Here is a 21,921-nt window from a genome sequence, read left to right on the forward strand (position 1 = left end):
GTTTATACTGAAAGACGAAAACGGTAGGTGAGGCTACCATAGGGATACGGATGACTACCGCAAAGCAGTGGAGACACTACTCGTTGGTCAACAGTCCTGGTCGCGAAGGCCAAGACTAAGCTCATTACATTGCCCTATGGAGTTAAAGCTTGAACGAAAAACAGATAATTAGTTTTTTAATCCTGCCATTTTATGGTGGGATTTTCTACTGTTTAAATCAAAGAAAGGAGACAGACGATGCAAATTGACGACCATCCGGAACCGCACATACACAGCCAATCGCTGATTTGTGTCGTTCTGCCCTTATAAAGTGATTGGTCTCTGTGTATGAAACACATCATTCATACAGATAGGAGAAACCAATGAAAACTACAAAAGAAAGATTAGCAACAGCTATTCATACAGCTTTAAACGAAACTCTATCTTTTTATAAGACAAGTCTAACAGGCTTGACTGAGGAGCAGGTGGAGAAAAATCGTGACCTATATGGCGAAAATACCATCACAAAGGGTCAAGAAGACAGTATCCTCAAAAAGATTTACGAATCCATTATCAATCCTTTTACGATCATCTTACTGGTCATCGCCGTGATTTCCTTGGTGACCAATGTCTGGTTGGCAAAACCAGGTCAAGAGGATCCGACGACTTCTATTATCATCGTTGTCCTAGTCCTCATTTCTGGTGGCATACGCTTTGTCCAAGAACTCCGTAGTGATAAGGCTGCGACCAATCTATCAAAAATGATTGTCAACACAGCGACTGTCATTCGTCAAGGAGAAATTCAAGAAGTACCTATCGATGATTTGGTAGTGGGTGACGTGGTTAAATTAAGTGCTGGAGACATGATTCCAGCAGATCTTCTTTTATTTGAGTCGCGCGATTTCTTTGTACAACAGTCGGGCTTGACAGGTGAAAGTGAATCGGTTGAAAAATTGTCCTTGACCAAGGCAACAGTTCAACAATCTGATAGTCTGCTAGAAGCAGAAGCGCTCGCCTTTATGGGAACCAATGTCTTGTCTGGTAGTGCCAAGGCCGTGGTTTTAGCAGTTGGTGATGATACCATGATGGGGGCCATTGAGCAGACTTTGAACACCTATGACGAGCCTACTTCGTTTGAACGGGAGATGAATAGTATTTCGTGGCTCTTGATTCGTTTGATGCTGGTCATGGTGCCCATCGTTTTCTTGTCCAATGGTTTAACAGATGGTGATTGGCTGGAAGCTGGCGTATTTGCTTTGAGTGTTGGTGTTGGATTGACACCTGAGATGCTTCCTATGATTATCACGGCCAGTCTAGCAAAAGGCTCCATCATTATGGCCAAGGAAAAAGTGGTTATCAAGAAACTCAATGCCATACAGGACTTAGGGGCGATTGATATTTTGTGTACAGATAAGACAGGAACTCTAACCCAAGACGAGATTGTCCTTGAATATCCCTTGGACATCCACGGACGCTTGGATTTGACCGTCTTGAGACGAGCTTATCTCAATTCTTATTTTCAAACGGGCTTGAAAAATTTGATGGACAGAGCCATCATCAAACGGACTGAAAAGGAAGCAAAAGAACACGCCCTCTTGCAAAATCTGGCTCAAACTTTTCAAAAAATAGATGAGCTTCCCTTTGATTTTGAACGTAGACGGATGAGTGTTATCGTTAAGGATGAACACGAGGTTGTTAGTTTGGTAACCAAGGGTGCCCTAGAGGAAATGTTGACGATTTCCAGTTATGCGGAATATCAAGGAGTGATTACTCCCTTGACAGATGTTATTAGAGAAGAAATTTTAGCAGAAGTCAGACAACTAAATCAACAAGGTTTGCGTGTCTTGGGAGTGGCCTATAAGTCAGGTTTGAGGGAAGGTCATGCCTATACAGTTGATGATGAAGGGGATATGATTCTAACTGGTTATTTAGCCTTCCTAGATCCTCCTAAACCATCTGCAGCACCAGCAATTAAGGCTCTGTTAGAACATGGAGTTCAAACAAAGATTTTGACGGGAGACAACGAAAAAGTTACCCAAGCAGTCTGTGAAAAGGTTGGTTTGGATATCAATCAGATGCTGTTGGGGTCTGAAATTGATCAGATGAGTAATCAAGAATTGGCCCAAGCGGTAGAGGAGGTAACTGTCTTCGCCAAACTTTCTCCGGACCAAAAAGCAAGGATTATTCTGCAATTTAAGGCTAATGGTCATGCTGTCGGCTATATGGGAGATGGGATCAATGATGCTCCTTCTATGAAAGTTGCAGATGTGGGGATTTCTGTTGATACAGCAGTAGATATTGCCAAAGAAACAGCTGATGTTATCCTACTTGATAAGGATCTCATGGTGCTTGAAAAAGGACTTGTTGAAGGTCGTAAGGTCTATGCCAATATGACCAAATATATCAAAATGACAGTGAGTTCTAATTTTGGAAATATCTTATCCCTATTGGTCTCTGGAATCTTTTTACCATTTTTACCGATGGCGCCAGTCCATTTGATTATCTTAAATCTAGTCTATGATTTGTCTTGTATTGCCTTGCCTTTTGACAAGGTGGATAAAGATTTTTTGAGAAATCCGCATATATGGGAAGCTAAGTCCATCACACGTTTCATGGTTTGGATGGGGCCTATCTCTTCTGCCTTTGATATTTTGACCTTTATTTTGCTCTATTTTATCATTGTACCCATGACGACAGGTCATGCCTATGTTCATGGAGCAGAGTCGGCCGTAGGATTTATTGTCTTGTTCCAGACAGGTTGGTTTATCGAGTCTATGTGGTCGCAGACCATGGTTATTCATATGTTGCGTTCAGCCAAAATTCCTTTTTTACAAAGTCGTCCAGCTTGGCTAGTCCTTGTGACAACCTTATTGGCTGCAGCCTTTGTGACCTTCCTTCCCTACAGTCCACTAGCTAGCCTTCTCCATCTAACTCCTTTAAAATCGATTTATTTCATCTTTTTACTTTTCATCATTATTTTGTATATGATTAGTGTGACAATTGTGAAAAAAATCTATATCAAGAAATATAACGAATGGCTGTAAATTTTATTTTGTCAAGAAAAAAGTACGAAAATGACGAAAAAAGTCAAAAAAATTTAAAAATAGGTCGCAAGTCGGATGTTTTTTATGGTATAATAGACTAAACTGATAGTAACATGTAGCGAAAGGGGTAGGTACATGATTAAAATTTATACAGTCTCAAGTTGTACTAGCTGTAAAAAAGCAAAAACCTGGCTCAATGCCCACCAGTTAAGTTATAAAGAACAAAACCTTGGTAAAGAAGGGATTACGAGAGAAGAATTACTGGATATTCTAACCAAAACAGATAACGGAATAGCCAGCATCGTTTCATCTAAAAATCGCTATGCCAAAGCCCTTGGAGTGGATATCGAAGATTTGAGTGTCAATGAAGTCCTCAATCTGATTATGGAAACGCCGAGAATTTTAAAGAGCCCAATCCTTGTGGATGAAAAACGCCTGCAAGTTGGCTACAAGGAAGACGATATTCGTGCCTTCCTACCACGCTCTGTCCGTAATGTAGAAAATGCAGAAGCACGTTTGCGTGCAGCTCTATAAACATCAAGGCTGGGAGCAACTCCCAGTCTTATTCTATTTTAATTTTAAAAAGAAAGAAGAAAGAAATGAAAAAAATAGTTCTTGTTAGTCTAGCTTTCCTTTTCGTCCTGGTTGGTTGCGGACAGAAAAAAGAAACTGGACCAGCTACAAAAACAGAAAAGGATACGCTTCAGTCAGCATTGCCAGTTATTGAAAATGCCGAGAAGAATACAGTTGTGACCAAGACTTTGGTCTTGCCCAAGTCAGATGATGGCAGCCAGCAAACCCAAACCATTACATACAAGGATAAGACTTTTTTGAACTTAACCATTCAACAAAAACGTCCAGTCTCTGATGAGTTGAAGATCTATATTGACCAACATGGAGTGGAAGAAACTCAAAAAGCTCTTCTCGAGGCAGAGGAGAAGGATGAGGCCATCATAGAAGCTCGTAAATTAGCAGGATTTAAGCTTGAAACTAAACTATTGAGTGCAACAGAACTTCAAACAACGACTAGTTTTGATTTTCAAGTTCTGGATGTCAAGAAGGCTTCTCAGTTAGAATATTTGAAGAATATTGGCTTAGAAAATCTTTTGAAGAATGAACCAAGCAAATATATTTCAGACAGATTGGCAAATGGCGCGACAGAACAATAGAAAATCCAAATAAATAGACTGCCTGAATTGTAGAACGTAAGGAATTATGCTATAATGGTACTATTCTAAGGAAAGAGGGTGTTAGAATGGGATTTACTGAAGAAACAGTACGTTTTAAATTGGACGATTCCAATAAAAAAGAAATTAGCGAAACTTTGACTGATGTCTATGCTTCGTTGAACGATAAGGGCTACAACCCAATTAACCAAATCGTAGGTTACGTATTGAGTGGAGACCCTGCCTACGTTCCTCGTTATAATAATGCACGAAATCAAATCCGTAAGTATGAGCGTGATGAAATCGTTGAGGAATTGGTTCGCTACTACCTCAAAGGACAAGGAGTCGATCTATAACCTATGAGAATTATGGGATTGGACGTCGGTTCAAAAACGGTAGGGGTGGCGATTAGCGATCCGCTCGGTTTTACAGCTCAAGGGCTTGAAATCATCCAAATCAATGAGGAGCAAGGCCAATTTGGTTTTGACCGCGTTAAGGAGTTGGTTGATACTTACAAGGTGGAACGATTTGTAGTGGGCTTGCCTAAAAACATGAACAATACAAGCGGACCGCGCGTGGAAGCTAGTCAAGCCTACGGAGCAAAGCTAGAAGAGCTTTTTGGTTTACCAGTAGACTATCAAGATGAACGCTTGACAACAGTTGCCGCAGAGCGCATGTTGATCGAGCAAGCAGATATCAGTCGCAATAAGCGTAAGAAAGTCATTGATAAGTTAGCAGCTCAGCTGATTTTACAAAATTATTTAGATAGAAAATTTTAATACAAAGGAGAGGCTATGTCACACGATCATAACCACGACCACGAAGAACGTGAATTAATTACACTAGTAGATGAGCAAGGGAATGAAACCTTGTTTGAAATCCTTTTGACCATTGACGGAAAAGAAGAATTTGGGAAAAACTATGTTCTTCTAGTACCAGTTAACGCAGAAGAAGACGAAGACGGACAAGTTGAAATCCAAGCTTACTCATTCATCGAAAACGAAGATGGAACAGAAGGCGAATTGCAACCAATCCCAGAAGACTCAGAAGACGAATGGAACATGATTGAAGAAGTCTTCAATAGTTTTATGGAGGAGTGATACAGTCTGGGAGACTGTATCACCCCAACTCCCAGAAATTGGGAAGAGTTGGAACATCCAGTGAACATTTTTACCCCAGTTCCTTTAAATAAGAGAGAGTTGGAACGTCCGGGGGACGTTTTTACCCCACGTTAATATTCATAGTTGCTAGTGATTAGCTAACCAGGTAAGAGGTCGGGACGAAAATCCTGACCTCGTTTTTGTTAGTTATGAGACTTTATTGAGGCAGTTGATTGAACCTGTAATTAAGGAGATGTATATGTTTGAAGTAGAAGAATGGCTCCATAGTCGGATTGGTTTGAATTTTCGATCAGGTTTGGATCGAATGCAAGAAGCGGTGGATTTGTTAGGGAATCCCGAGCAGTCTTACCCTATTATCCACGTAACAGGGACTAATGGGAAAGGGTCAACCATTGCTTTCATGAGGGAATTATTTATGGGGCATGGAAAGAAAGTTGCGACCTTTACCTCCCCTCATATTGTCTCCATCAATGACCGAATCTGCATTAATGGGAAACCTATAGCAGACGCAGACTTTATCCGTTTGGCTGAGCAGGTCAAGGAGATGGAGAAAACGCTTCTGCAAACCCATGACCAGTTGTCCTTTTTTGAATTGCTGACCTTGATTGCTTTTCTTTATTTTAGAGAGCAAGAGGTGGATTTGGTTTTACTAGAAGTAGGGATTGGTGGCTTACTTGACACGACCAATGTGGTAACTGGAGAGATTGCTGTCATCACCTCCATCGGGGTCGATCATCAAGAAACCTTGGGTGATAGTCTAGAAGCAATTGCAGAGCAGAAAGCTGGTATTTTCAAGGATGGTAAAAAGGCAGTGATTGCGAAATTGCCTCCAGAAGCTAGACTTGTCTGTCAGAAAAAAGCAGACTCTTTAGCTGTTGACCTTTATCAGGCAGGCCAAGATTTTTCAATGCTGAATGGGGATTTTTCAAGCTCTTTGGCTAACCTTTCACAGTTGAAAATAGGTTTAGAAGGAGCTTATCAGCAGGAAAATGCGGCCTTGGCGTTGCAAACGTTCCTTCTTTTTATGGGAGAAAGACAGGAATCTGTTGATGAGCAGGTTGTAAGACAGGCTTTGGAGAAGACCCATTGGGCTGGGCGTTTGGAGCGTATTCGTCCTCAGATTTACTTGGATGGTGCTCATAACCTCCCTGCCTTGACTCGCTTGGTTGAATTTATCAAAGAAAAAGAGCAGGAAGGTTATCGTCCTCAAATACTTTTTGGGGCCTTGAAACGGAAGAATTATCAAGGGATGTTGGGTTATCTGACGGAAAATTTGCCTCAGGTGGCACTCAAGGTGACTGGTTTTGACTATCAAGGTTCTCTGGATGAGACAGATGTAACAGGTTACCATGTCATTCCTTCTTACAGAGAATTTATTAGCGATTTTGAAGAAAGAGCAGATGCTCAGGACTTGTTATTCATTACAGGGTCTCTCTATTTTATCTCAGAAGTACGGAGCCACCTACTGGGGCATGAGCAGATAAATTGACCTCTTCTTTTGTCTTTGTTATACTAGATGAATTGCTGGCTAAGGAAAATCTATTTTTCTAGCATGGCAAGAGAAAGGACATTTATTATGACATTCAAAACAGCAGCACTTTCTATTGTTTCTTTAGCGAGTGTATCTTTGCTAGTTGCTTGTTCCCAAAGAACACAACCAGTTCAACAGCCTGTGGCTCAGCAGCAGGTCCAACAACCTGCTCAACAGAATACCAATACTGCAAATGCAGGAAGTAATCAAAATCAAGCGGCTCCAGTACAGAACCAACCTGTTGCTCAACCAACTAATATTGATGGGACTTATACCGGTCAGGATGACGGAGACCGTATCACTTTAGTGGTAACTGGAACTACTGGTACATGGACTGAGCTCGAATCTGACGGGGATCAGAAAGTCAAACAGGTCACATTTGATGCAGCAAATCAACGCATGATTATTGGCGATGATGTCAAAATTTACACTGTAAACGGTAATCAAATCATCGTAGATGATATGGATAGAGACCCATCGGACCAAATCGTTTTAACTAAATAAGACTATGCAAGTAGGAAGGGCTGGATTTTCCAGTCTTTTTACTTTTACCTAGAAAATAATCATAAATACTTGCCTTCTGTCGAATACCTGAGTTATACTAGTATCAATTACTTGTTTTTAGCATTCAAAATATCAAGGAGGGGATATGAAATATAGAAAATTTCAATTATTGATGTCCAAGTATGGCTTTAGTCTTTCGATTATGCTACTTGAACTTTGTCTTGTTTTTGGTCTCTTTCTTTATTTAGGACGTATGGCTCCCATTTTATGGATTACTATCCTCATTCTACTGAGTATCATCACAATCATTTCGATAGTCAACCGTAATACGACTCCTGAGAATAAGGTAACCTGGTTATTAGTAGCCTTTGTACCAGTATTTGGCCCCTTGCTCTATCTGATGTTTGGTGAGAGGCGATTGTCCAAAAAAGAAATCAAACAACTGAAGAAGCTAGGCTCCATGCATTTCCAAGAAGCAAATAGCCAGCTACTAAAAGAGGAATTAAAAGAAAGTGACAAGGCAGCATATGGTGTCATCAAGTCCTTATTGAGTATGGATACCAATGCTGACATCTATGATCAAACTGCCTCTATATTTTTTTCTAGCGGAGAAGCTATGTGGAAAAAGATGGTAGAAGATCTCAAAAAGGCTGAGAAATTTATCTTCTTGGAATATTATATTATAGAAGAAGGTTTGATGTGGAATCGTATTTTAGAAATCTTGGAGCAAAAAGTTGCTCAAGGCATTGAAGTTAAACTGCTTTATGACGATATTGGCTGTATGGCTACTTTAACAGGAGATTATGCACATCGACTTCGTCAGCTAGGCATCGAGGCCCACAAATTCAATAAAGTTATTCCTCGTTTGACAGTGGCCTATAATAACAGAGATCATAGAAAAATATTGATTGTTGATGGTCAGATAGCTTATACAGGAGGCATTAACTTAGCCGATGAGTACATTAACCACGTCGAGAGATTTGGTTATTGGAAGGATAGTGGAATTCGCTTGGACGGACTAGCGGTAAAAGCCCTGACACGCTTGTTTTTAACCACTTGGTACATCAATCGAGGAGAGATTAGTGATTTTGATCAATATCATTTAGAAAATCATTCTATCCCAAGTGACGGATTAACCATTCCATACGGAAGTGGACCCAAGCCAATTTTTCGAACGCAGGTAGGGAAAAAGGTTTATCAGAGTTTGATCAATCAAGCAACGGAATCGGTCTATATTACGACACCTTATTTGATCATAGACTATGATTTAACGGAGACAATCAAAAATGCTGCTATGAGAGGGGTCGATGTTCGAATTATCACCCCTTACATACCAGATAAGAAGCTCATTCAGTTAGTCACAAGAGGCGCTTATCCAGACCTTCTTTCTGCTGGTGTTCGAATTTATGAGTATAGTCCAGGTTTTATTCATAGTAAGCAGATGTTGGTAGACGAAGATTTTGCGGTGGTGGGGACAATCAATCTCGACTACCGGAGCTTGGTACACCATTATGAAAATGCAGTCTTACTCTATAAAACTCCTTCTATAATGGAAATAGCCCGAGATTTTCAAAATATATTTGCAGATTCTCAGGAAGTCTATCCTCATTCTATCAAAACGAGCTGGTATCAAAAACTTGTAAAAGAAATCGCCCAGTTATTCGCTCCAATCTTATAAGAAATCTAGGACTGAGGACACAAACCAGTCCTATTTTTCTTGCCTTTTACGAATAAGAAGATGTAGGAGGAACGATGCTGACTCAGAAAGAATTGGATTATATCATAACATTTAAACAGACACATTTACACCGCTTTCGGGAAATTGAAATCTTTGTGAAACTATGTAAAAAATCACTCAAACAGCCATCGCAAGCTGACAATCCTAGGACTTTTTGATATACTAAGACAGATAAATTGAATAGGAGAAACGATATGAGTGTGTATGGTAGAGTAGAAGAAGTTCATCAGGAGAATCGTGAACCTCTAGAATACCAAATCGAACAAGAATCGCATCATCGTGAATCAAGTCGTCTTCCTTTGGTGAAAATTTTACTATGGAGTACGCTTGTAACGGGGATAACTCTAGGAGTACCGCTATTACTCGATTTAATGAGTGCACAGGAAGTGCAGGATTTTTATGCAGGTTGGGCGCTTCATCAGACAGGGAAGATTTACAGCGACTATTATGGAAGTCAAGGCTTGCTTTATTATTTGCTGACTTACGTGACTCAGGGCGGATTTTTCTTTGCCATCTTTGAGTGGTTAGCCTTGGTAGCAGGAGGATTTTTCCTTTTTAGATCAGCGGACACCTTGACAGAGCAAGGAGACCAAGCTGGACAACTGGTGACTATTTTTTATATGCTAGTTACAGGTCTTGCTTTTGGTGGAGGCTATGCGACTCTTTTAGCGCTTCCTTTCTTATTCGCGGCCTTTAGTTTAGTTGCGGCTTATCTAAGCAATCCAAGCCATGATAAGGGATTTGTACGGATTGGGCTGGCTTTGGCGGGCGGATTTTTCTTTGCTCCCTTGGCATCGCTCCTGTTTATTGTTGTAGTGAGTTTAGGCTTGTTGGTCTTTAACCTTGGGCATAGACGCTTTGCCCATGGGTTTTATCAGTTTCTTGCAGTGACTTTAGGTTTTTCACTTGTCTTTTATCCAACTGCCTACTATAGTGTTGCAACAGGAAGTTTTGGGGATGCCATTAGTGGTATTCGTTATCCTATTGACAGTATTCGCTTTGATTTCACTTCTAAAATTTTAGAGAATATGGCTTTTTATGGCTTGTTGTCCCTTGGTTTGGGATTTGTAGTTTGTATCTTTTTAGGTCTCTTTCAATCCAAACCCTCTAAACTATATGTCATCTCAGTGCCTGCGAGTCTTGTGACAATTTTAGGTTTGATTTTGCTTTTCTTTTCACAAGAGCCTCTGCACGCTTCTTATTTGATGGTCGTCTTCCCTGTTTTCCTACTTTTATTGGTAACCAATATTAAGAGTCAACAGAGAGGGCGTAGTGTTAGAAGAAGACGAAGAGAAACACCAGTTAGCCTATGGAGTCGTTTCTTCAAAGGAAATCTATATCTGCCAGTTTTAGGGCTTGTCTATCTTTTGTCTGTTCCTTTTTTGATGAGGTTTGTCCTTTATCCGGTACCTTATCAAGAACGTGATCGTCTTGCTGATTTGGTAAAAGAGGAGACGAATACGGAAGATGCTATCTATGCATGGGATGATACTGCGACTCTTTATCGTAAGAGTGAGCGCTTGTCGCCATCGGCTATTTTGTCCCCGATGCACTATACAGCAACTGAAGAAAATCGGAATAAGTTACTTAATGACTTGAAAGAAAAACAACCCAAGGTGATTGTGGTAAATGACAAGGTGCCAGTGTGGTCTGAAGTAGAAACAATCTTGAAAGAAAATTACCAACAAGTAAAGACAGATTACTCAGAGTTTAAAGTCTATAAAACTAAATAACTAAATCAATATCTTGTGCATTTTTAAAAATTTTAGGATTTTTACCACAAGATATTGATTTTTCTTTTTAGAGTGGTATAATACTTTTTAGAAAGAACATTTTAGAAAAGAGCATGCATATGATTGCACTAGAAGAAAAAATTACAATTTTGCCAACTCTCTTCGTCGAGAAACGAGATGGGAGACGTGTTGTATTTGATGTGGACAAGATTGACAAGGCTCTCCACAAGGCGGCAGACAAGGTTATGGATGTGACACCCTTGGTTGAAAAGCGCCTAAATGCTCTGACCGAGCGAATTGTCACAGAAATTCATAGTCGATTTCCACAGGGGGTTAAGATTTACGAAATTCAAAATATCGTAGAACATGAATTGCTTGAAGCCAAAGAATATGCGCTGGCTGAGGAGTATATTACTTATCGGACACAGAGGGATTTTGAGCGCTCAAAAGCGACAGATATTAACTTTAGTATCCATAAACTTCTCAACAAAGACCAGGCAGTTGTCAATGAAAATGCTAATAAAGACAGCGATGTCTTCAACACCCAGCGTGATTTGACAGCAGGGATTGTTGGGAAATCAATCGGACTGCAAATGCTTCCTAAGCACGTAGCCAATGCCCACCAAAAAGGGGATATCCACTATCACGATTTGGACTACAGTCCCTATACCCCTATGACCAACTGCTGTTTGATTGATTTTAAGGGGATGTTGGAAAATGGTTTTAAGATTGGAAATGCAGAGGTAGAAAGTCCCAAGTCTATTCAGACTGCAACAGCTCAGATTTCTCAAATCATCGCCAACGTTGCTTCTAGCCAGTATGGTGGCTGTTCAGCTGACCGTATCGATGAAGTTTTGGCGCCTTATGCAGAGAAGAATTACCAAAAACACCTCAAGGATGCGGAAGAATGGGTTTTGCCTGAAAAACGAGAAGATTATGCCTGGAAGAAAACCCAAAAAGACATCTATGATGCCATGCAGTCTCTTGAGTATGAAATCAATACACTCTTCACTTCGAATGGGCAAACACCTTTTACTTCGCTAGGTTTTGGTCTAGGAACCAATCGTTTTGAGCGTGAAATTCAAAAAGCTATCTTAAACATCCGAATCAAGGGCCTTGGTTCGGAACATCGAACAGCTATCTTCCCTAAGCTCATCTTTACGCTTAAAAGAGGTCTTAACTTGGAAGAAGGGACTCCCAACTACGACATTAAACAGTTGGCTCTTGAGTGTGCAACCAAGCGGATGTACCCAGACGTCTTGTCTTACGATAAGATTGTTGACTTGACAGGTTCTTTTAAGGTGCCTATGGGTTGCCGTTCGTTTCTTCAAGGGTGGAAGGATGAAAATGGTGTAGAAGTTAATTCAGGTCGCATGAATCTAGGTGTTGTGACGGTCAATCTTCCTCGCATCGCCCTCGAGTCTGAGGGAGACATGAATAAGTTCTGGGAGATCTTCAACGAGCGTATGAATATCGCTGAAGATGCTCTGGTTTACCGTGTCGAACGCACTAAAGAGGCGACGCCAGCCAATGCTCCTATCCTCTATCAGTACGGTGCTTTTGGCCATCGTCTAGGTAAGGAAGAAAGTGTTGACCAGCTCTTTAAGAATCGTCGTGCGACAGTTTCACTAGGCTATATCGGTTTGTACGAAGTAGCGACAGTTTTCTTTGGTAACAGCTGGGAAAGTAATCCAGATGCTAAGGAATTTACGCTGGATATCATTCGTGATATGAAACGTCGTGTAGAAGAGTGGTCTGACCAATATGGCTATCATTTCTCTATCTACTCAACACCATCTGAAAGTTTGACAGACCGTTTCTGCCGACTAGATACAGAAAAGTTTGGTTCTATTCCTGATATTACAGACAAGGAATACTACACCAACTCTTTCCACTACGATGTTCGTAAAAATCCAACACCGTTTGAAAAACTGGATTTTGAAAAAATCTATCCAGAAGCAGGTGCGTCGGGTGGTTTCATCCATTATTGTGAGTATCCAGTTCTCCAGCAAAATCCAAAGGCCTTGGAAGCTGTCTGGGATTATGCCTATGACCGTGTGGGTTATCTGGGAACTAATACTCCAATTGACCGTTGCTACAAGTGTGACTTTGAAGGGGATTTTGAACCAACTGAGAGAGGATTTGCTTGTCCAAACTGTGGCAATAGCGACCCTAAAACAGTGGACGTTGTTAAACGGACTTGTGGCTATCTTGGCAATCCTCAAGCGAGACCCATGGTCAACGGCCGTCACAAGGAAATCGCTGCGCGTGTCAAACATATGAATGGCTCAACGATTAAAATAGCTGGCCATCAAGTAACAAATTAGAAAGAAATGAGATGGGGAAATATCAATTAGACGATAAGGGTCGCGCACAAGTGACTCGTTATCACGAGAAACACTCTAAAGGTGGAGCTGGTAAAAAAGAACGCTTGCTCAACCTCAAAGAACAATTTTTAAACAAGAATAAGAAGAAATAAAAGTGAGAGTCAGCTCTCGCTTTTCTCATAGTGGGAGGTAAGGATGGAATTACGCAGACCAAGATTAGCAGATAAAGAAACAGTTTTAGAGATGATGGCAGAGTTTGAAAAGAGCCAATCAGCCCATGATGGAGGATTTTGGGATACAGAGAACTTTGTGTATGAAGAGTGGTTGGAAACAAATATGCAAAAAGAGATGGGAATAAACTTGCCTGAAAATCGTGTTCCTTCTATTCAATTTGTATCATTTGATGATGTAGGTCGTGCTCTAGGATTTTTGAATCTGCGATTGAGACTGAATGAGGGACTGCTGAATTATGCAGGGAATATAGGATATTCTATTCGCCCATCTGAAAGAGGCAAAGGTTATGCTAAGGAAACTCTCCGTCAGGGCTTGCAAGTTGCTAAGGAAAAGAACATCAAGAAAGCTCTGGTGATCTGTAGTGTGAATAATACTGTTAGTAGAGCAGTCATTTTAGCAAATGGTGGGCTCCTTGAGGACGTTCGTAATGGTGTGGAGCGTTATTGGATAGAGGTAGCGAATGAATAATCCAAAACCACAAGAATGGAAAAGCGAGGAACTCAGTCAAGGGCGTATTATTGATTACAAGGCCTTCAACTTTGTGGATGGAGAGGGTGTGCGTAACTCTCTCTATGTATCAGGCTGCATGTTTCACTGCGAGGGATGTTATAATGTTGCGACTTGGTCTTTCAATGCTGGCATTCCCTATACAGCAGAGCTAGAAGAACAGATCATGGCAGATCTGGCTCAACCTTATGTTCAAGGCTTGACCTTGTTGGGAGGGGAGCCCTTTCTCAATACGGGTATTCTCTTGCCACTTGTTAAACGTATCCGGAAGGAATTGCCAGATAAGGATATCTGGTCCTGGACGGGCTATACATGGGAAGAAATGATGTTGGAAACTCCAGATAAACTGGAACTCTTATCATTGATTGACATTCTTGTCGATGGACGATACGATCGAACTAAGAGAAATCTCATGCTCCAGTTTCGAGGTTCGTCCAACCAACGAATTATAGATGTGCAAAAATCGCTCCAAAGTGGGCAAGTAGTGATTTGGGACAAGCTTAATGACGGAAAAGAAAGCTATGAACAGGTGAAGAGAGAATGAAGAAAAAAGACTTAGTAGACCAACTAGTCTCAGAGATCGAGACGGGGAAAGTCAGGACACTGGGAATATACGGTCATGGGGCTTCGGGTAAATCAACTTTTGCACAGGAATTGTACCAAACCCTAGATTCTGCAAAGGTAAACTTATTGGAAACCGATCCTTACATTGCTTCAAATCGTCATTTAGTGGTGCCAAAGGAGACTCCAGATCAAAAAGTGACCGCTTGTTTACCTGTGGCTCATGAACTGGTAAGTTTAGAAAGAGACATTCTCGCTTTAAAGGCTGGCATGGATATCTTAACAATTGAAGAACCTTGGAAAGCTAGTGAGGTCTTGTCTGGAGAAAAGCCAATTCTGATTGTCGAAGGGATGTCTGTTGGCTTTTTACCCAAAGAACTCTTTGACAAAACCATCTGTTTCTACACGGATGAGGACACCGAATTAAAAAGGCGTCTAGATCGAGATACGACAGTGAGAAATCGTGATGCATCCTTTATATTGGCTAGTCATCAGATGAGACGGGAGCAGTATCTGTTATACTATAAAGAAACTGAGTCTAAGGCGGATATCTTAGTGGACCAATCAGAAGATAAATTTGATGCCAAGAGGAGTCAGTTTATATAGAAGAAAATCCCTAATTTTAAAAAGAAAAAATAGGAAAACAGTTTCATTGTAAAAAAACGAAAAAATAGCAACAAATCCCTTGCAATCGCAGGGGCTTTGTGTTATTCTATTATGGTGCTGTAAATTACAGCTTTAGCTTTGATGCAAGAGGTTGCGACACGCTCGGTTGCATTGCCACGCAACACCGCGTCGGTTTTCTTGTGGAGCTAGCCTATTATCTTAAATAGACGAAAAGGAGAAAAAGATGGCAAACAAAAAAATCCGTATCCGTTTGAAAGCTTACGAACACCGTACGCTTGACACAGCGGCTACAAAAATCGTAGAATCAGCTACTCGTACAGGTGCACAAGTTGCGGGTCCAATCCCACTTCCAACTGAACGTAGCCTCTACACAATCATTCGTGCGACTCACAAATACAAAGACTCTCGCGAACAATTTGAAATGCGTACACACAAACGTTTGATCGATATCGTTAACCCAACTCAAAAAACAGTTGATGCTTTGATGAAATTGGATCTTCCAAGTGGTGTAAACGTAGAAATCAAACTTTAATCTAAAATATAAAAGAGCAGAGGCTGGTGTTTCAATCTAATTGAACACGGGCTAAACTCGGTGTGAAAAAGATAAACTTCCTCGTGTCTGCCAGACACTGTGTCAGTTTCCTATTTTCACTTTGAGTTTGACGCCCTTTGTATCTTAGACTTGAGCATAAAAAACGCTCGTTAAAAACTTTTTGAATAAAAAATATAGAAAAGGAACTATTTTCTCATGACAAAAGGAATCTTAGGGAAAAAAGTGGGAATGACTCAAATCTTCACTGAAGCTGGCGAATTGATCCCTGTAACAGTTATTGAAGCAACTCCAAACGTTGTCCTTCAAGTTAAAACTGTTGAAACAGACGGATACAACGCTATCCAAGTTGGTTTCGATGACAAACGCGAAGTATTGAGCAACAAACCTGCTAAAGGACATGTAGCGAAAGCTAACACGGCTCCTAAGCGCTTCATTCGTGAATTCAAAAACGTTGAAGGCTTGGAAGTTGGTGCTGAAATTACAGTTGAAACATTCGCAGCTGGAGACGTTGTTGACGTAACTGGTACTTCTAAAGGTAAAGGTTTCCAAGGTGTTATCAAGCGCCACGGACAATCACGTGGACCAATGGCTCACGGTTCTCGTTACCACCGTCGTCCAGGTTCAATGGGACCTGTTGCACCTAACCGCGTATTTAAAGGTAAAAACCTTGCAGGACGTATGGGTGGCGACCGCGTAACAATTCAAAACCTTGAAGTTGTACAAGTTGTTCCAGAAAAGAACGTTATCCTTATCAAAGGTAACGTACCAGGTGCTAAGAAATCTCTTATCACTATCAAATCAGCAGTTAAAGCTGGTAAATAATAAAGAAAGGGGAAATCAGTCACAATGGCAAACGTAACATTATTTGACCAAACTGGTAAAGAAGCTGGCCAAGTTGTTCTTAACGATGCAGTATTTGGTATCGAACCAAACCAATCAGTTGTGTTTGATGTGATCATCAGCCAACGCGCAAGCCTTCGCCAAGGAACACACGCTGTTAAAAACCGCTCTGCAGTATCAGGTGGTGGACGCAAACCATGGCGTCAAAAAGGAACTGGACGTGCTCGTCAAGGTTCTATCCGCTCACCACAATGGCGTGGTGGTGGTGTTGTCTTCGGACCAACTCCACGTTCATACGGCTACAAACTTCCACAAAAAGTTCGTCGCCTAGCTCTTAAATCAGTTTACTCTGAAAAAGTTGCTGAAAACAAATTTGTAGCCGTTGATTCTCTTGAATTTACAGCTCCAAAAACTGCTGAATTTGCAAAAGTTCTTGCAGCATTGAGCATCGATTCTAAAGTTCTTGTTATCCTTGAAGAAGGAAATGAATTCGCAGCTCTTTCAGCTCGTAACCTTCCAAACGTGAAAGTTGCAACTGCTACAACTGCAAGTGTTCTTGACATCGCAAATAGCGACAAACTTCTTGTCACACAAGCAGCTATCTCTAAAATCGAGGAGGTTCTTGCATAATGAATTTGTATGATGTTATCAAAAAACCTGTCATCACTGAAAGCTCAATGGCTCAACTTGAAGCAGGAAAATATGTATTTGAAGTTGACACTCGTGCACACAAACTTTTGATCAAGCAAGCTGTTGAAGCTGCTTTCGAAGGTGTTAAAGTTGCCAACGTTAACACAATCAACGTAAAACCAAAAGCTAAACGTGTTGGACGTTACACTGGTTTTACTAACAAAACTAAAAAAGCTATCATCACACTTACAGCTGATTCTAAAGTAATCGAGTTGTTTGCTGCTGAAGCTGAATAATCTAAGGAGGAAATATCGTGGGAATTCGTGTTTATAAACCAACAACAAACGGTCGCCGTAATATGACTTCTTTGGATTTCGCTGAAATCACAACAAGCACTCCTGAAAAATCATTGCTTGTTGCTTTGAAGAGCAAGGCTGGTCGTAACAACAACGGTCGTATCACAGTTCGTCACCAAGGTGGTGGACACAAACGTTTCTACCGTTTGGTTGACTTCAAACGTAACAAAGACAACGTTGAAGCAGTTGTTAAAACAATCGAGTACGATCCAAACCGTTCTGCAAACATCGCTCTTGTACACTACACTGACGGTGTGAAAGCATACATCATCGCTCCAAAAGGTCTTGAAGTAGGTCAACGTATCGTTTCAGGTCCAGAAGCAGATATCAAAGTCGGAAACGCTCTTCCACTTGCTAACATCCCAGTTGGTACTTTGATCCACAACATCGAGTTGAAACCAGGTCGTGGTGGTGAATTGGTACGTGCTGCTGGTGCATCTGCTCAAGTATTGGGTCAAGAAGGTAAATACGTTCTTGTTCGTCTTCAATCAGGTGAAGTTCGTATGATTCTTGGAACTTGCCGCGCTACAGTTGGTGTTGTCGGAAACGAACAACACGGACTTGTAAACCTTGGGAAAGCAGGACGTAGCCGTTGGAAAGGTATCCGCCCAACAGTTCGTGGTTCTGTAATGAACCCTAACGATCACCCACACGGTGGTGGTGAAGGTAAAGCACCAGTTGGTCGTAAAGCACCATCTACTCCATGGGGCAAACCTGCTCTTGGTCTTAAAACTCGTAACAAGAAAGCGAAATCTGACAAACTTATCGTTCGTCGTCGCAACGAGAAATAATATTAAACTAGTCGCCTAAGCAACTAGTAAATCCGCCAGCTCGGTAGCGCTCCATAGGAGCGCAAGCCGCTGTGGTACAACATTTAAAGGAGAAAATATAAAAATGGGACGCAGTCTTAAAAAAGGACCTTTCGTCGATGAGCATTTGATGAAAAAAGTTGAAGCTCAAGCTAACGACGAAAAGAAAAAAGTTATTAAAACTTGGTCACGTCGTTCAACGATCTTCCCAAGTTTCATTGGTTACACTATTGCGGTTTATGACGGACGTAAACACGTACCTGTTTACATCCAAGAAGACATGGTAGGTCACAAACTTGGTGAATTTGCACCAACTCGTACTTACAAAGGTCACGCTGCAGACGACAAGAAAACACGTAGAAAATAAGGAGAACATAAATGGCAGAAATTACTTCAGCTAAAGCAATGGCTCGTACAGTACGTGTTTCATCTCGTAAATCACGTCTTGTTCTTGATAACATCCGTGGTAAAAGCGTAGCCGATGCAATCGCAATCTTGACATTCACTCCAAACAAAGCTGCTGAAATCATCTTGAAAGTTTTGAACTCAGCTGTAGCTAACGCTGAAAACAACTTTGGTTTGGATAAAGCTAACTTGGTAGTATCTGAAGCATTCGCAAACGAAGGACCAACTATGAAACGTTTCCGTCCACGTGCGAAAGGTTCAGCTTCACCAATCAACAAACGTACAGCTCATATCACTGTAGCTGTTGCAGAAAAATAAGGAGGTAAAATCGTGGGTCAAAAAGTACATCCAATTGGTATGCGTGTCGGCATCATCCGTGATTGGGATGCCAAATGGTATGCTGAAAAAGAATACGCGGATTACCTTCATGAAGATCTTGCAATCCGTAAATTCGTTCAAAAAGAACTTGCTGACGCAGCAGTTTCAACTATTGAAATCGAACGCGCAGTAAACAAAGTTAACGTTTCACTTCACACTGCTAAACCAGGTATGGTTATCGGTAAAGGTGGTGCTAACGTTGATGCACTCCGTGCAAAACTTAACAAATTGACTGGAAAACAAGTACACATCAACATCATCGAAATCAAACAACCTGATTTGGATGCTCACCTTGTAGGTGAAGGTATTGCTCGTCAATTGGAGCAACGTGTTGCTTTCCGTCGTGCACAAAAACAAGCAATTCAACGTGCAATGCGTGCTGGAGCTAAAGGAATCAAAACTCAAGTATCAGGTCGTTTGAACGGTGCAGATATCGCCCGTGCTGAAGGATACTCTGAAGGAACTGTTCCACTTCACACACTTCGTGCAGATATCGATTACGCTTGGGAAGAAGCAGATACTACATACGGTAAACTTGGTGTTAAAGTATGGATCTACCGTGGTGAAGTTCTTCCAGCTCGCAAAAACACTAAAGGAGGTAAATAACCAATGTTAGTACCTAAACGTGTTAAACACCGTCGTGAATTCCGTGGAAAAATGCGCGGTGAAGCAAAAGGTGGAAAAGAAGTAGCATTCGGTGAATACGGTCTTCAAGCTACAACTAGCCACTGGATCACTAACCGCCAAATCGAAGCTGCTCGTATCGCCATGACTCGTTACATGAAACGTGGTGGTAAAGTTTGGATTAAAATCTTCCCACACAAATCATACACTGCTAAAGCTATCGGTGTGCGTATGGGATCTGGTAAAGGGGCACCTGAAGGTTGGGTAGCACCAGTTAAACGTGGTAAAGTGATGTTCGAAATCGCTGGTGTATCTGAAGAGATCGCTCGCGAAGCGCTTCGTCTTGCTAGCCACAAATTGCCAGTTAAATGTAAATTCGTAAAACGTGAAGCAGAATAAGGAGAAGGCATGAAACTTAATGAAGTAAAAGAATTTGTTAAAGAACTTCGTGGTCTTTCTCAAGAAGAACTCGCGAAGCGCGAAAACGAATTGAAAAAAGAATTGTTTGAACTTCGTTTCCAAGCTGCTACTGGTCAATTGGAACAAACAGCTCGCTTGAAAGAAGTTAAAAAACAAATCGCTCGTATCAAAACAGTTCAATCTGAAGCGAAATAATAGACTAGGGAAGGAGAAATTTCAATGGAACGCAATAATCGTAAAGTTCTTGTTGGACGTGTTGTATCTGACAAAATGGACAAGACAATCACAGTTGTAGTTGAAACAAAACGTAACCACCCAGTCTATGGTAAACGTATTAACTACTCTAAAAAATACAAAGCTCATGATGAAAACAATGTTGCCAAAGAAGGCGATATCGTACGTATCATGGAAACTCGCCCGCTTTCAGCTACAAAACGTTTCCGTCTTGTAGAAGTTGTTGAAGAAGCGGTCATCATCTAATCAAACCTGAAAGGAGAAAACTGAAATGATTCAAACAGAAACTCGTTTGAAAGTCGCAGACAACAGCGGTGCTCGCGAAATCTTGACTATCAAAGTTCTTGGTGGTTCAGGACGTAAATTTGCAAACATCGGTGATGTTATCGTGGCATCTGTAAAACAAGCTACTCCTGGTGGTGCGGTTAAAAAAGGTGACGTTGTTAAAGCAGTTATCGTTCGTACTAAATCAGGTGCTCGTCGTGCTGATGGTTCATACATCAAATTTGACGAAAACGCAGCAGTTATCATCCGTGAAGACAAAACTCCTCGCGGAACACGTATCTTTGGCCCAGTTGCACGTGAATTGCGTGAAGGTGGCTTCATGAAGATCGTGTCACTTGCTCCAGAAGTACTTTAATTTTTAGAAACAAACTAGTCCCCTAGCTTCAAGCTAGGGTGCCCTTATGGGCGTAAGAAAAATCAAGGAGAAACCTAATGTTTGTAAAAAAAGGCGACAAAGTTCGCGTAATCGCTGGTAAAGATAAGGGAACAGAAGCTGTTGTCCTTACTGCCCTTCCAAAAGTAAACAAAGTTATCGTTGAAGGTGTTAACATTGTTAAGAAACACCAACGTCCAACTAACGAACTTCCTCAAGGTGGTATCATCGAGAAAGAAGCAGCTATCCACGTATCAAACGTTCAAGTATTGGACAAAAATGGTGTAGCTGGTCGTGTTGGTTACAAATTTGTAGACGGTAAAAAAGTTCGCTACAACAAAAAATCAGGCGAAGTGCTTGATTAATCACGAAGGAAAGGAGAAGTATAATGGCAAATCGTTTAAAAGAAAAATATCTTAATGAAGTAGTTCCTGCTTTGACAGAACAATTCAACTACTCATCAGTGATGGCTGTGCCTAAAGTAGATAAGATCGTTTTGAACATGGGTGTTGGTGAAGCTGTATCAAACGCTAAAAGCCTTGAAAAAGCTGCTGAAGAATTGGCACTTATCTCAGGTCAAAAACCACTTATCACTAAAGCTAAAAAATCAATCGCCGGCTTCCGTCTTCGTGAAGGTGTTGCGATCGGTGCAAAAGTTACCCTTCGTGGTGAACGTATGTACGAATTCTTGGATAAATTGGTTTCAGTTTCACTTCCACGTGTACGTGACTTCCACGGTGTTCCAACAAAATCATTTGATGGACGCGGAAACTACACACTTGGTGTGAAAGAACAATTGATCTTCCCAGAAATCAACTTCGATGACGTTGACAAAACTCGTGGTCTTGACATCGTTATCGTAACAACTGCTAACACTGACGAAGAGTCACGTGCATTGCTTACAGGCCTTGGAATGCCTTTTGCAAAATAATATAGGAGGTA

General features: G+C 41.1%; 29 protein-coding genes and 1 riboswitch. All 29 genes read left to right on the forward strand.

All coding sequences use genetic code 11. From position 1 onward, the window contains the following. Positions 1-17: 17 nt before the first annotated feature. Positions 18-168: riboswitch (M-box (ykoK) riboswitch) on the forward strand. Positions 169-362: 194 nt separating this feature from the next. The 29 genes from mgtA to rplE all read left to right on the forward strand — a co-directional run bounded on the left by mgtA (position 363) and on the right by rplE (position 21,910). Further along, positions 363-3,023: a magnesium-translocating P-type ATPase gene (gene mgtA, locus HT724_RS02190; RefSeq protein WP_173276131.1), complete on the forward strand. Its 2,661-nt coding sequence runs from the start codon at positions 363-365 to the stop codon at positions 3,021-3,023. A gap of 135 nt (positions 3,024-3,158) precedes the next feature. Then, positions 3,159-3,557 carry a transcriptional regulator Spx gene (gene spx, locus HT724_RS02195; RefSeq protein ID WP_000591165.1) on the forward strand — a complete coding sequence of 133 codons (399 nt, stop codon included), beginning with the start codon at positions 3,159-3,161 and terminating at the stop codon, positions 3,555-3,557. A 65-nt stretch (positions 3,558-3,622) separates the two neighbouring features. Continuing rightward, entirely contained in the window at positions 3,623-4,192 is a 570-nt protein-coding gene (locus HT724_RS02200; RefSeq protein WP_173276132.1) for an SP0191 family lipoprotein, read from the forward strand. An 86-nt stretch (positions 4,193-4,278) separates the two neighbouring features. Then, complete coding sequence (locus tag HT724_RS02205) at positions 4,279-4,545, forward strand: IreB family regulatory phosphoprotein (RefSeq protein WP_000507059.1); 267 nt, start codon at positions 4,279-4,281, stop codon at positions 4,543-4,545. A 3-nt stretch (positions 4,546-4,548) separates the two neighbouring features. Further along, positions 4,549-4,968, forward strand: coding sequence for a Holliday junction resolvase RuvX (gene ruvX, locus HT724_RS02210; protein ID WP_004239076.1), 420 nt, complete (start codon positions 4,549-4,551; stop codon positions 4,966-4,968). Between the two features lie 15 nt (positions 4,969-4,983). Continuing rightward, positions 4,984-5,289, forward strand: a complete 306-nt coding sequence (locus HT724_RS02215) for a DUF1292 domain-containing protein (RefSeq protein WP_000017620.1) — start codon at positions 4,984-4,986, stop codon at positions 5,287-5,289. Between the two features lie 259 nt (positions 5,290-5,548). Then, positions 5,549-6,799 (forward strand): folylpolyglutamate synthase/dihydrofolate synthase family protein, encoded by a 1,251-nt coding sequence (locus HT724_RS02220; protein ID WP_173276133.1) that lies wholly within the window; start codon positions 5,549-5,551, stop codon positions 6,797-6,799. A gap of 87 nt (positions 6,800-6,886) precedes the next feature. Continuing rightward, positions 6,887-7,345: an SP_0198 family lipoprotein gene (locus HT724_RS02225; RefSeq protein WP_240156710.1), complete on the forward strand. Its 459-nt coding sequence runs from the start codon at positions 6,887-6,889 to the stop codon at positions 7,343-7,345. A gap of 145 nt (positions 7,346-7,490) precedes the next feature. After that, positions 7,491-9,023: a cardiolipin synthase gene (cls, locus tag HT724_RS02230; RefSeq protein ID WP_173276135.1), complete on the forward strand. Its 1,533-nt coding sequence runs from the start codon at positions 7,491-7,493 to the stop codon at positions 9,021-9,023. Between the two features lie 254 nt (positions 9,024-9,277). Then, positions 9,278-10,816: a damage-inducible protein CinA gene (locus HT724_RS02235; protein WP_173276136.1), complete on the forward strand. Its 1,539-nt coding sequence runs from the start codon at positions 9,278-9,280 to the stop codon at positions 10,814-10,816. Between the two features lie 119 nt (positions 10,817-10,935). Then, positions 10,936-13,143, forward strand: a complete 2,208-nt coding sequence (gene nrdD / locus HT724_RS02240; protein WP_173276137.1) for an anaerobic ribonucleoside-triphosphate reductase — start codon at positions 10,936-10,938, stop codon at positions 13,141-13,143. A gap of 11 nt (positions 13,144-13,154) precedes the next feature. Next, entirely contained in the window at positions 13,155-13,295 is a 141-nt protein-coding gene (locus HT724_RS02245; protein ID WP_000521615.1) for a hypothetical protein, read from the forward strand. A 43-nt stretch (positions 13,296-13,338) separates the two neighbouring features. Next, positions 13,339-13,845: a GNAT family N-acetyltransferase gene (locus HT724_RS02250; RefSeq protein ID WP_054367917.1), complete on the forward strand. Its 507-nt coding sequence runs from the start codon at positions 13,339-13,341 to the stop codon at positions 13,843-13,845. Beyond that, the gene (gene nrdG / locus HT724_RS02255) at positions 13,838-14,428 is read left to right on the forward strand and encodes an anaerobic ribonucleoside-triphosphate reductase activating protein (protein WP_033678521.1); all 591 of its coding nucleotides are present in this window, start codon (positions 13,838-13,840) and stop codon (positions 14,426-14,428) included. The genes HT724_RS02250 and nrdG overlap by 8 nt, the downstream gene beginning before the upstream one ends. Then, positions 14,425-15,051, forward strand: a complete 627-nt coding sequence (locus tag HT724_RS02260) for a phosphoribulokinase (protein ID WP_173276138.1) — start codon at positions 14,425-14,427, stop codon at positions 15,049-15,051. Before nrdG ends, HT724_RS02260 begins: the two co-directional genes overlap by 4 nt. A 244-nt stretch (positions 15,052-15,295) precedes the next feature. After that, positions 15,296-15,604 carry a 30S ribosomal protein S10 gene (rpsJ, locus tag HT724_RS02265; RefSeq protein WP_033630409.1) on the forward strand — a complete coding sequence of 103 codons (309 nt, stop codon included), beginning with the start codon at positions 15,296-15,298 and terminating at the stop codon, positions 15,602-15,604. A 216-nt stretch (positions 15,605-15,820) separates the two neighbouring features. Continuing rightward, complete coding sequence (rplC, locus tag HT724_RS02270; protein ID WP_000160197.1) at positions 15,821-16,447, forward strand: 50S ribosomal protein L3; 627 nt, start codon at positions 15,821-15,823, stop codon at positions 16,445-16,447. Between the two features lie 24 nt (positions 16,448-16,471). Continuing rightward, positions 16,472-17,095, forward strand: coding sequence for a 50S ribosomal protein L4 (gene rplD / locus HT724_RS02275; protein ID WP_173276139.1), 624 nt, complete (start codon positions 16,472-16,474; stop codon positions 17,093-17,095). After that, the gene (locus tag HT724_RS02280) at positions 17,095-17,391 is read left to right on the forward strand and encodes a 50S ribosomal protein L23 (protein WP_173276140.1); all 297 of its coding nucleotides are present in this window, start codon (positions 17,095-17,097) and stop codon (positions 17,389-17,391) included. Before rplD ends, HT724_RS02280 begins: the two co-directional genes overlap by 1 nt. Positions 17,392-17,408: 17 nt before the next feature. Then, positions 17,409-18,242 (forward strand): 50S ribosomal protein L2, encoded by an 834-nt coding sequence (rplB, locus tag HT724_RS02285; protein WP_000512910.1) that lies wholly within the window; start codon positions 17,409-17,411, stop codon positions 18,240-18,242. Between the two features lie 103 nt (positions 18,243-18,345). After that, positions 18,346-18,627, forward strand: a complete 282-nt coding sequence (gene rpsS, locus HT724_RS02290) for a 30S ribosomal protein S19 (RefSeq protein ID WP_000533766.1) — start codon at positions 18,346-18,348, stop codon at positions 18,625-18,627. Between the two features lie 11 nt (positions 18,628-18,638). Next, on the forward strand, positions 18,639-18,983 hold the full coding sequence (rplV, locus tag HT724_RS02295; protein WP_173276141.1) for a 50S ribosomal protein L22: 345 nt from the start codon (positions 18,639-18,641) through the stop codon (positions 18,981-18,983). A 12-nt stretch (positions 18,984-18,995) separates the two neighbouring features. Then, positions 18,996-19,649: a 30S ribosomal protein S3 gene (rpsC, locus tag HT724_RS02300; protein WP_000529936.1), complete on the forward strand. Its 654-nt coding sequence runs from the start codon at positions 18,996-18,998 to the stop codon at positions 19,647-19,649. A gap of 3 nt (positions 19,650-19,652) precedes the next feature. Beyond that, positions 19,653-20,066 (forward strand): 50S ribosomal protein L16, encoded by a 414-nt coding sequence (gene rplP / locus HT724_RS02305; protein WP_000960946.1) that lies wholly within the window; start codon positions 19,653-19,655, stop codon positions 20,064-20,066. A gap of 9 nt (positions 20,067-20,075) precedes the next feature. Next, positions 20,076-20,282 (forward strand): 50S ribosomal protein L29, encoded by a 207-nt coding sequence (rpmC, locus tag HT724_RS02310; protein WP_000772918.1) that lies wholly within the window; start codon positions 20,076-20,078, stop codon positions 20,280-20,282. Positions 20,283-20,306: 24 nt separating this feature from the next. Beyond that, positions 20,307-20,567 carry a 30S ribosomal protein S17 gene (gene rpsQ, locus HT724_RS02315; RefSeq protein WP_000440801.1) on the forward strand — a complete coding sequence of 87 codons (261 nt, stop codon included), beginning with the start codon at positions 20,307-20,309 and terminating at the stop codon, positions 20,565-20,567. A 25-nt stretch (positions 20,568-20,592) separates the two neighbouring features. Continuing rightward, a complete protein-coding gene (gene rplN / locus HT724_RS02320; protein ID WP_000616545.1) occupies positions 20,593-20,961 on the forward strand; it encodes a 50S ribosomal protein L14 in 369 nt (122 codons plus the stop codon). A gap of 77 nt (positions 20,962-21,038) precedes the next feature. Then, on the forward strand, positions 21,039-21,344 hold the full coding sequence (gene rplX, locus HT724_RS02325; protein ID WP_000497691.1) for a 50S ribosomal protein L24: 306 nt from the start codon (positions 21,039-21,041) through the stop codon (positions 21,342-21,344). Positions 21,345-21,367: 23 nt separating this feature from the next. Next, positions 21,368-21,910: a 50S ribosomal protein L5 gene (gene rplE, locus HT724_RS02330; RefSeq protein WP_000013542.1), complete on the forward strand. Its 543-nt coding sequence runs from the start codon at positions 21,368-21,370 to the stop codon at positions 21,908-21,910. Positions 21,911-21,921: the final 11 nt, after the last annotated feature.

Origin of the sequence: Streptococcus sp. k-402 (assembly GCF_013277515.1) — a bacterium.
Taxonomy (GTDB): Bacteria; Bacillota; Bacilli; order Lactobacillales; family Streptococcaceae; genus Streptococcus.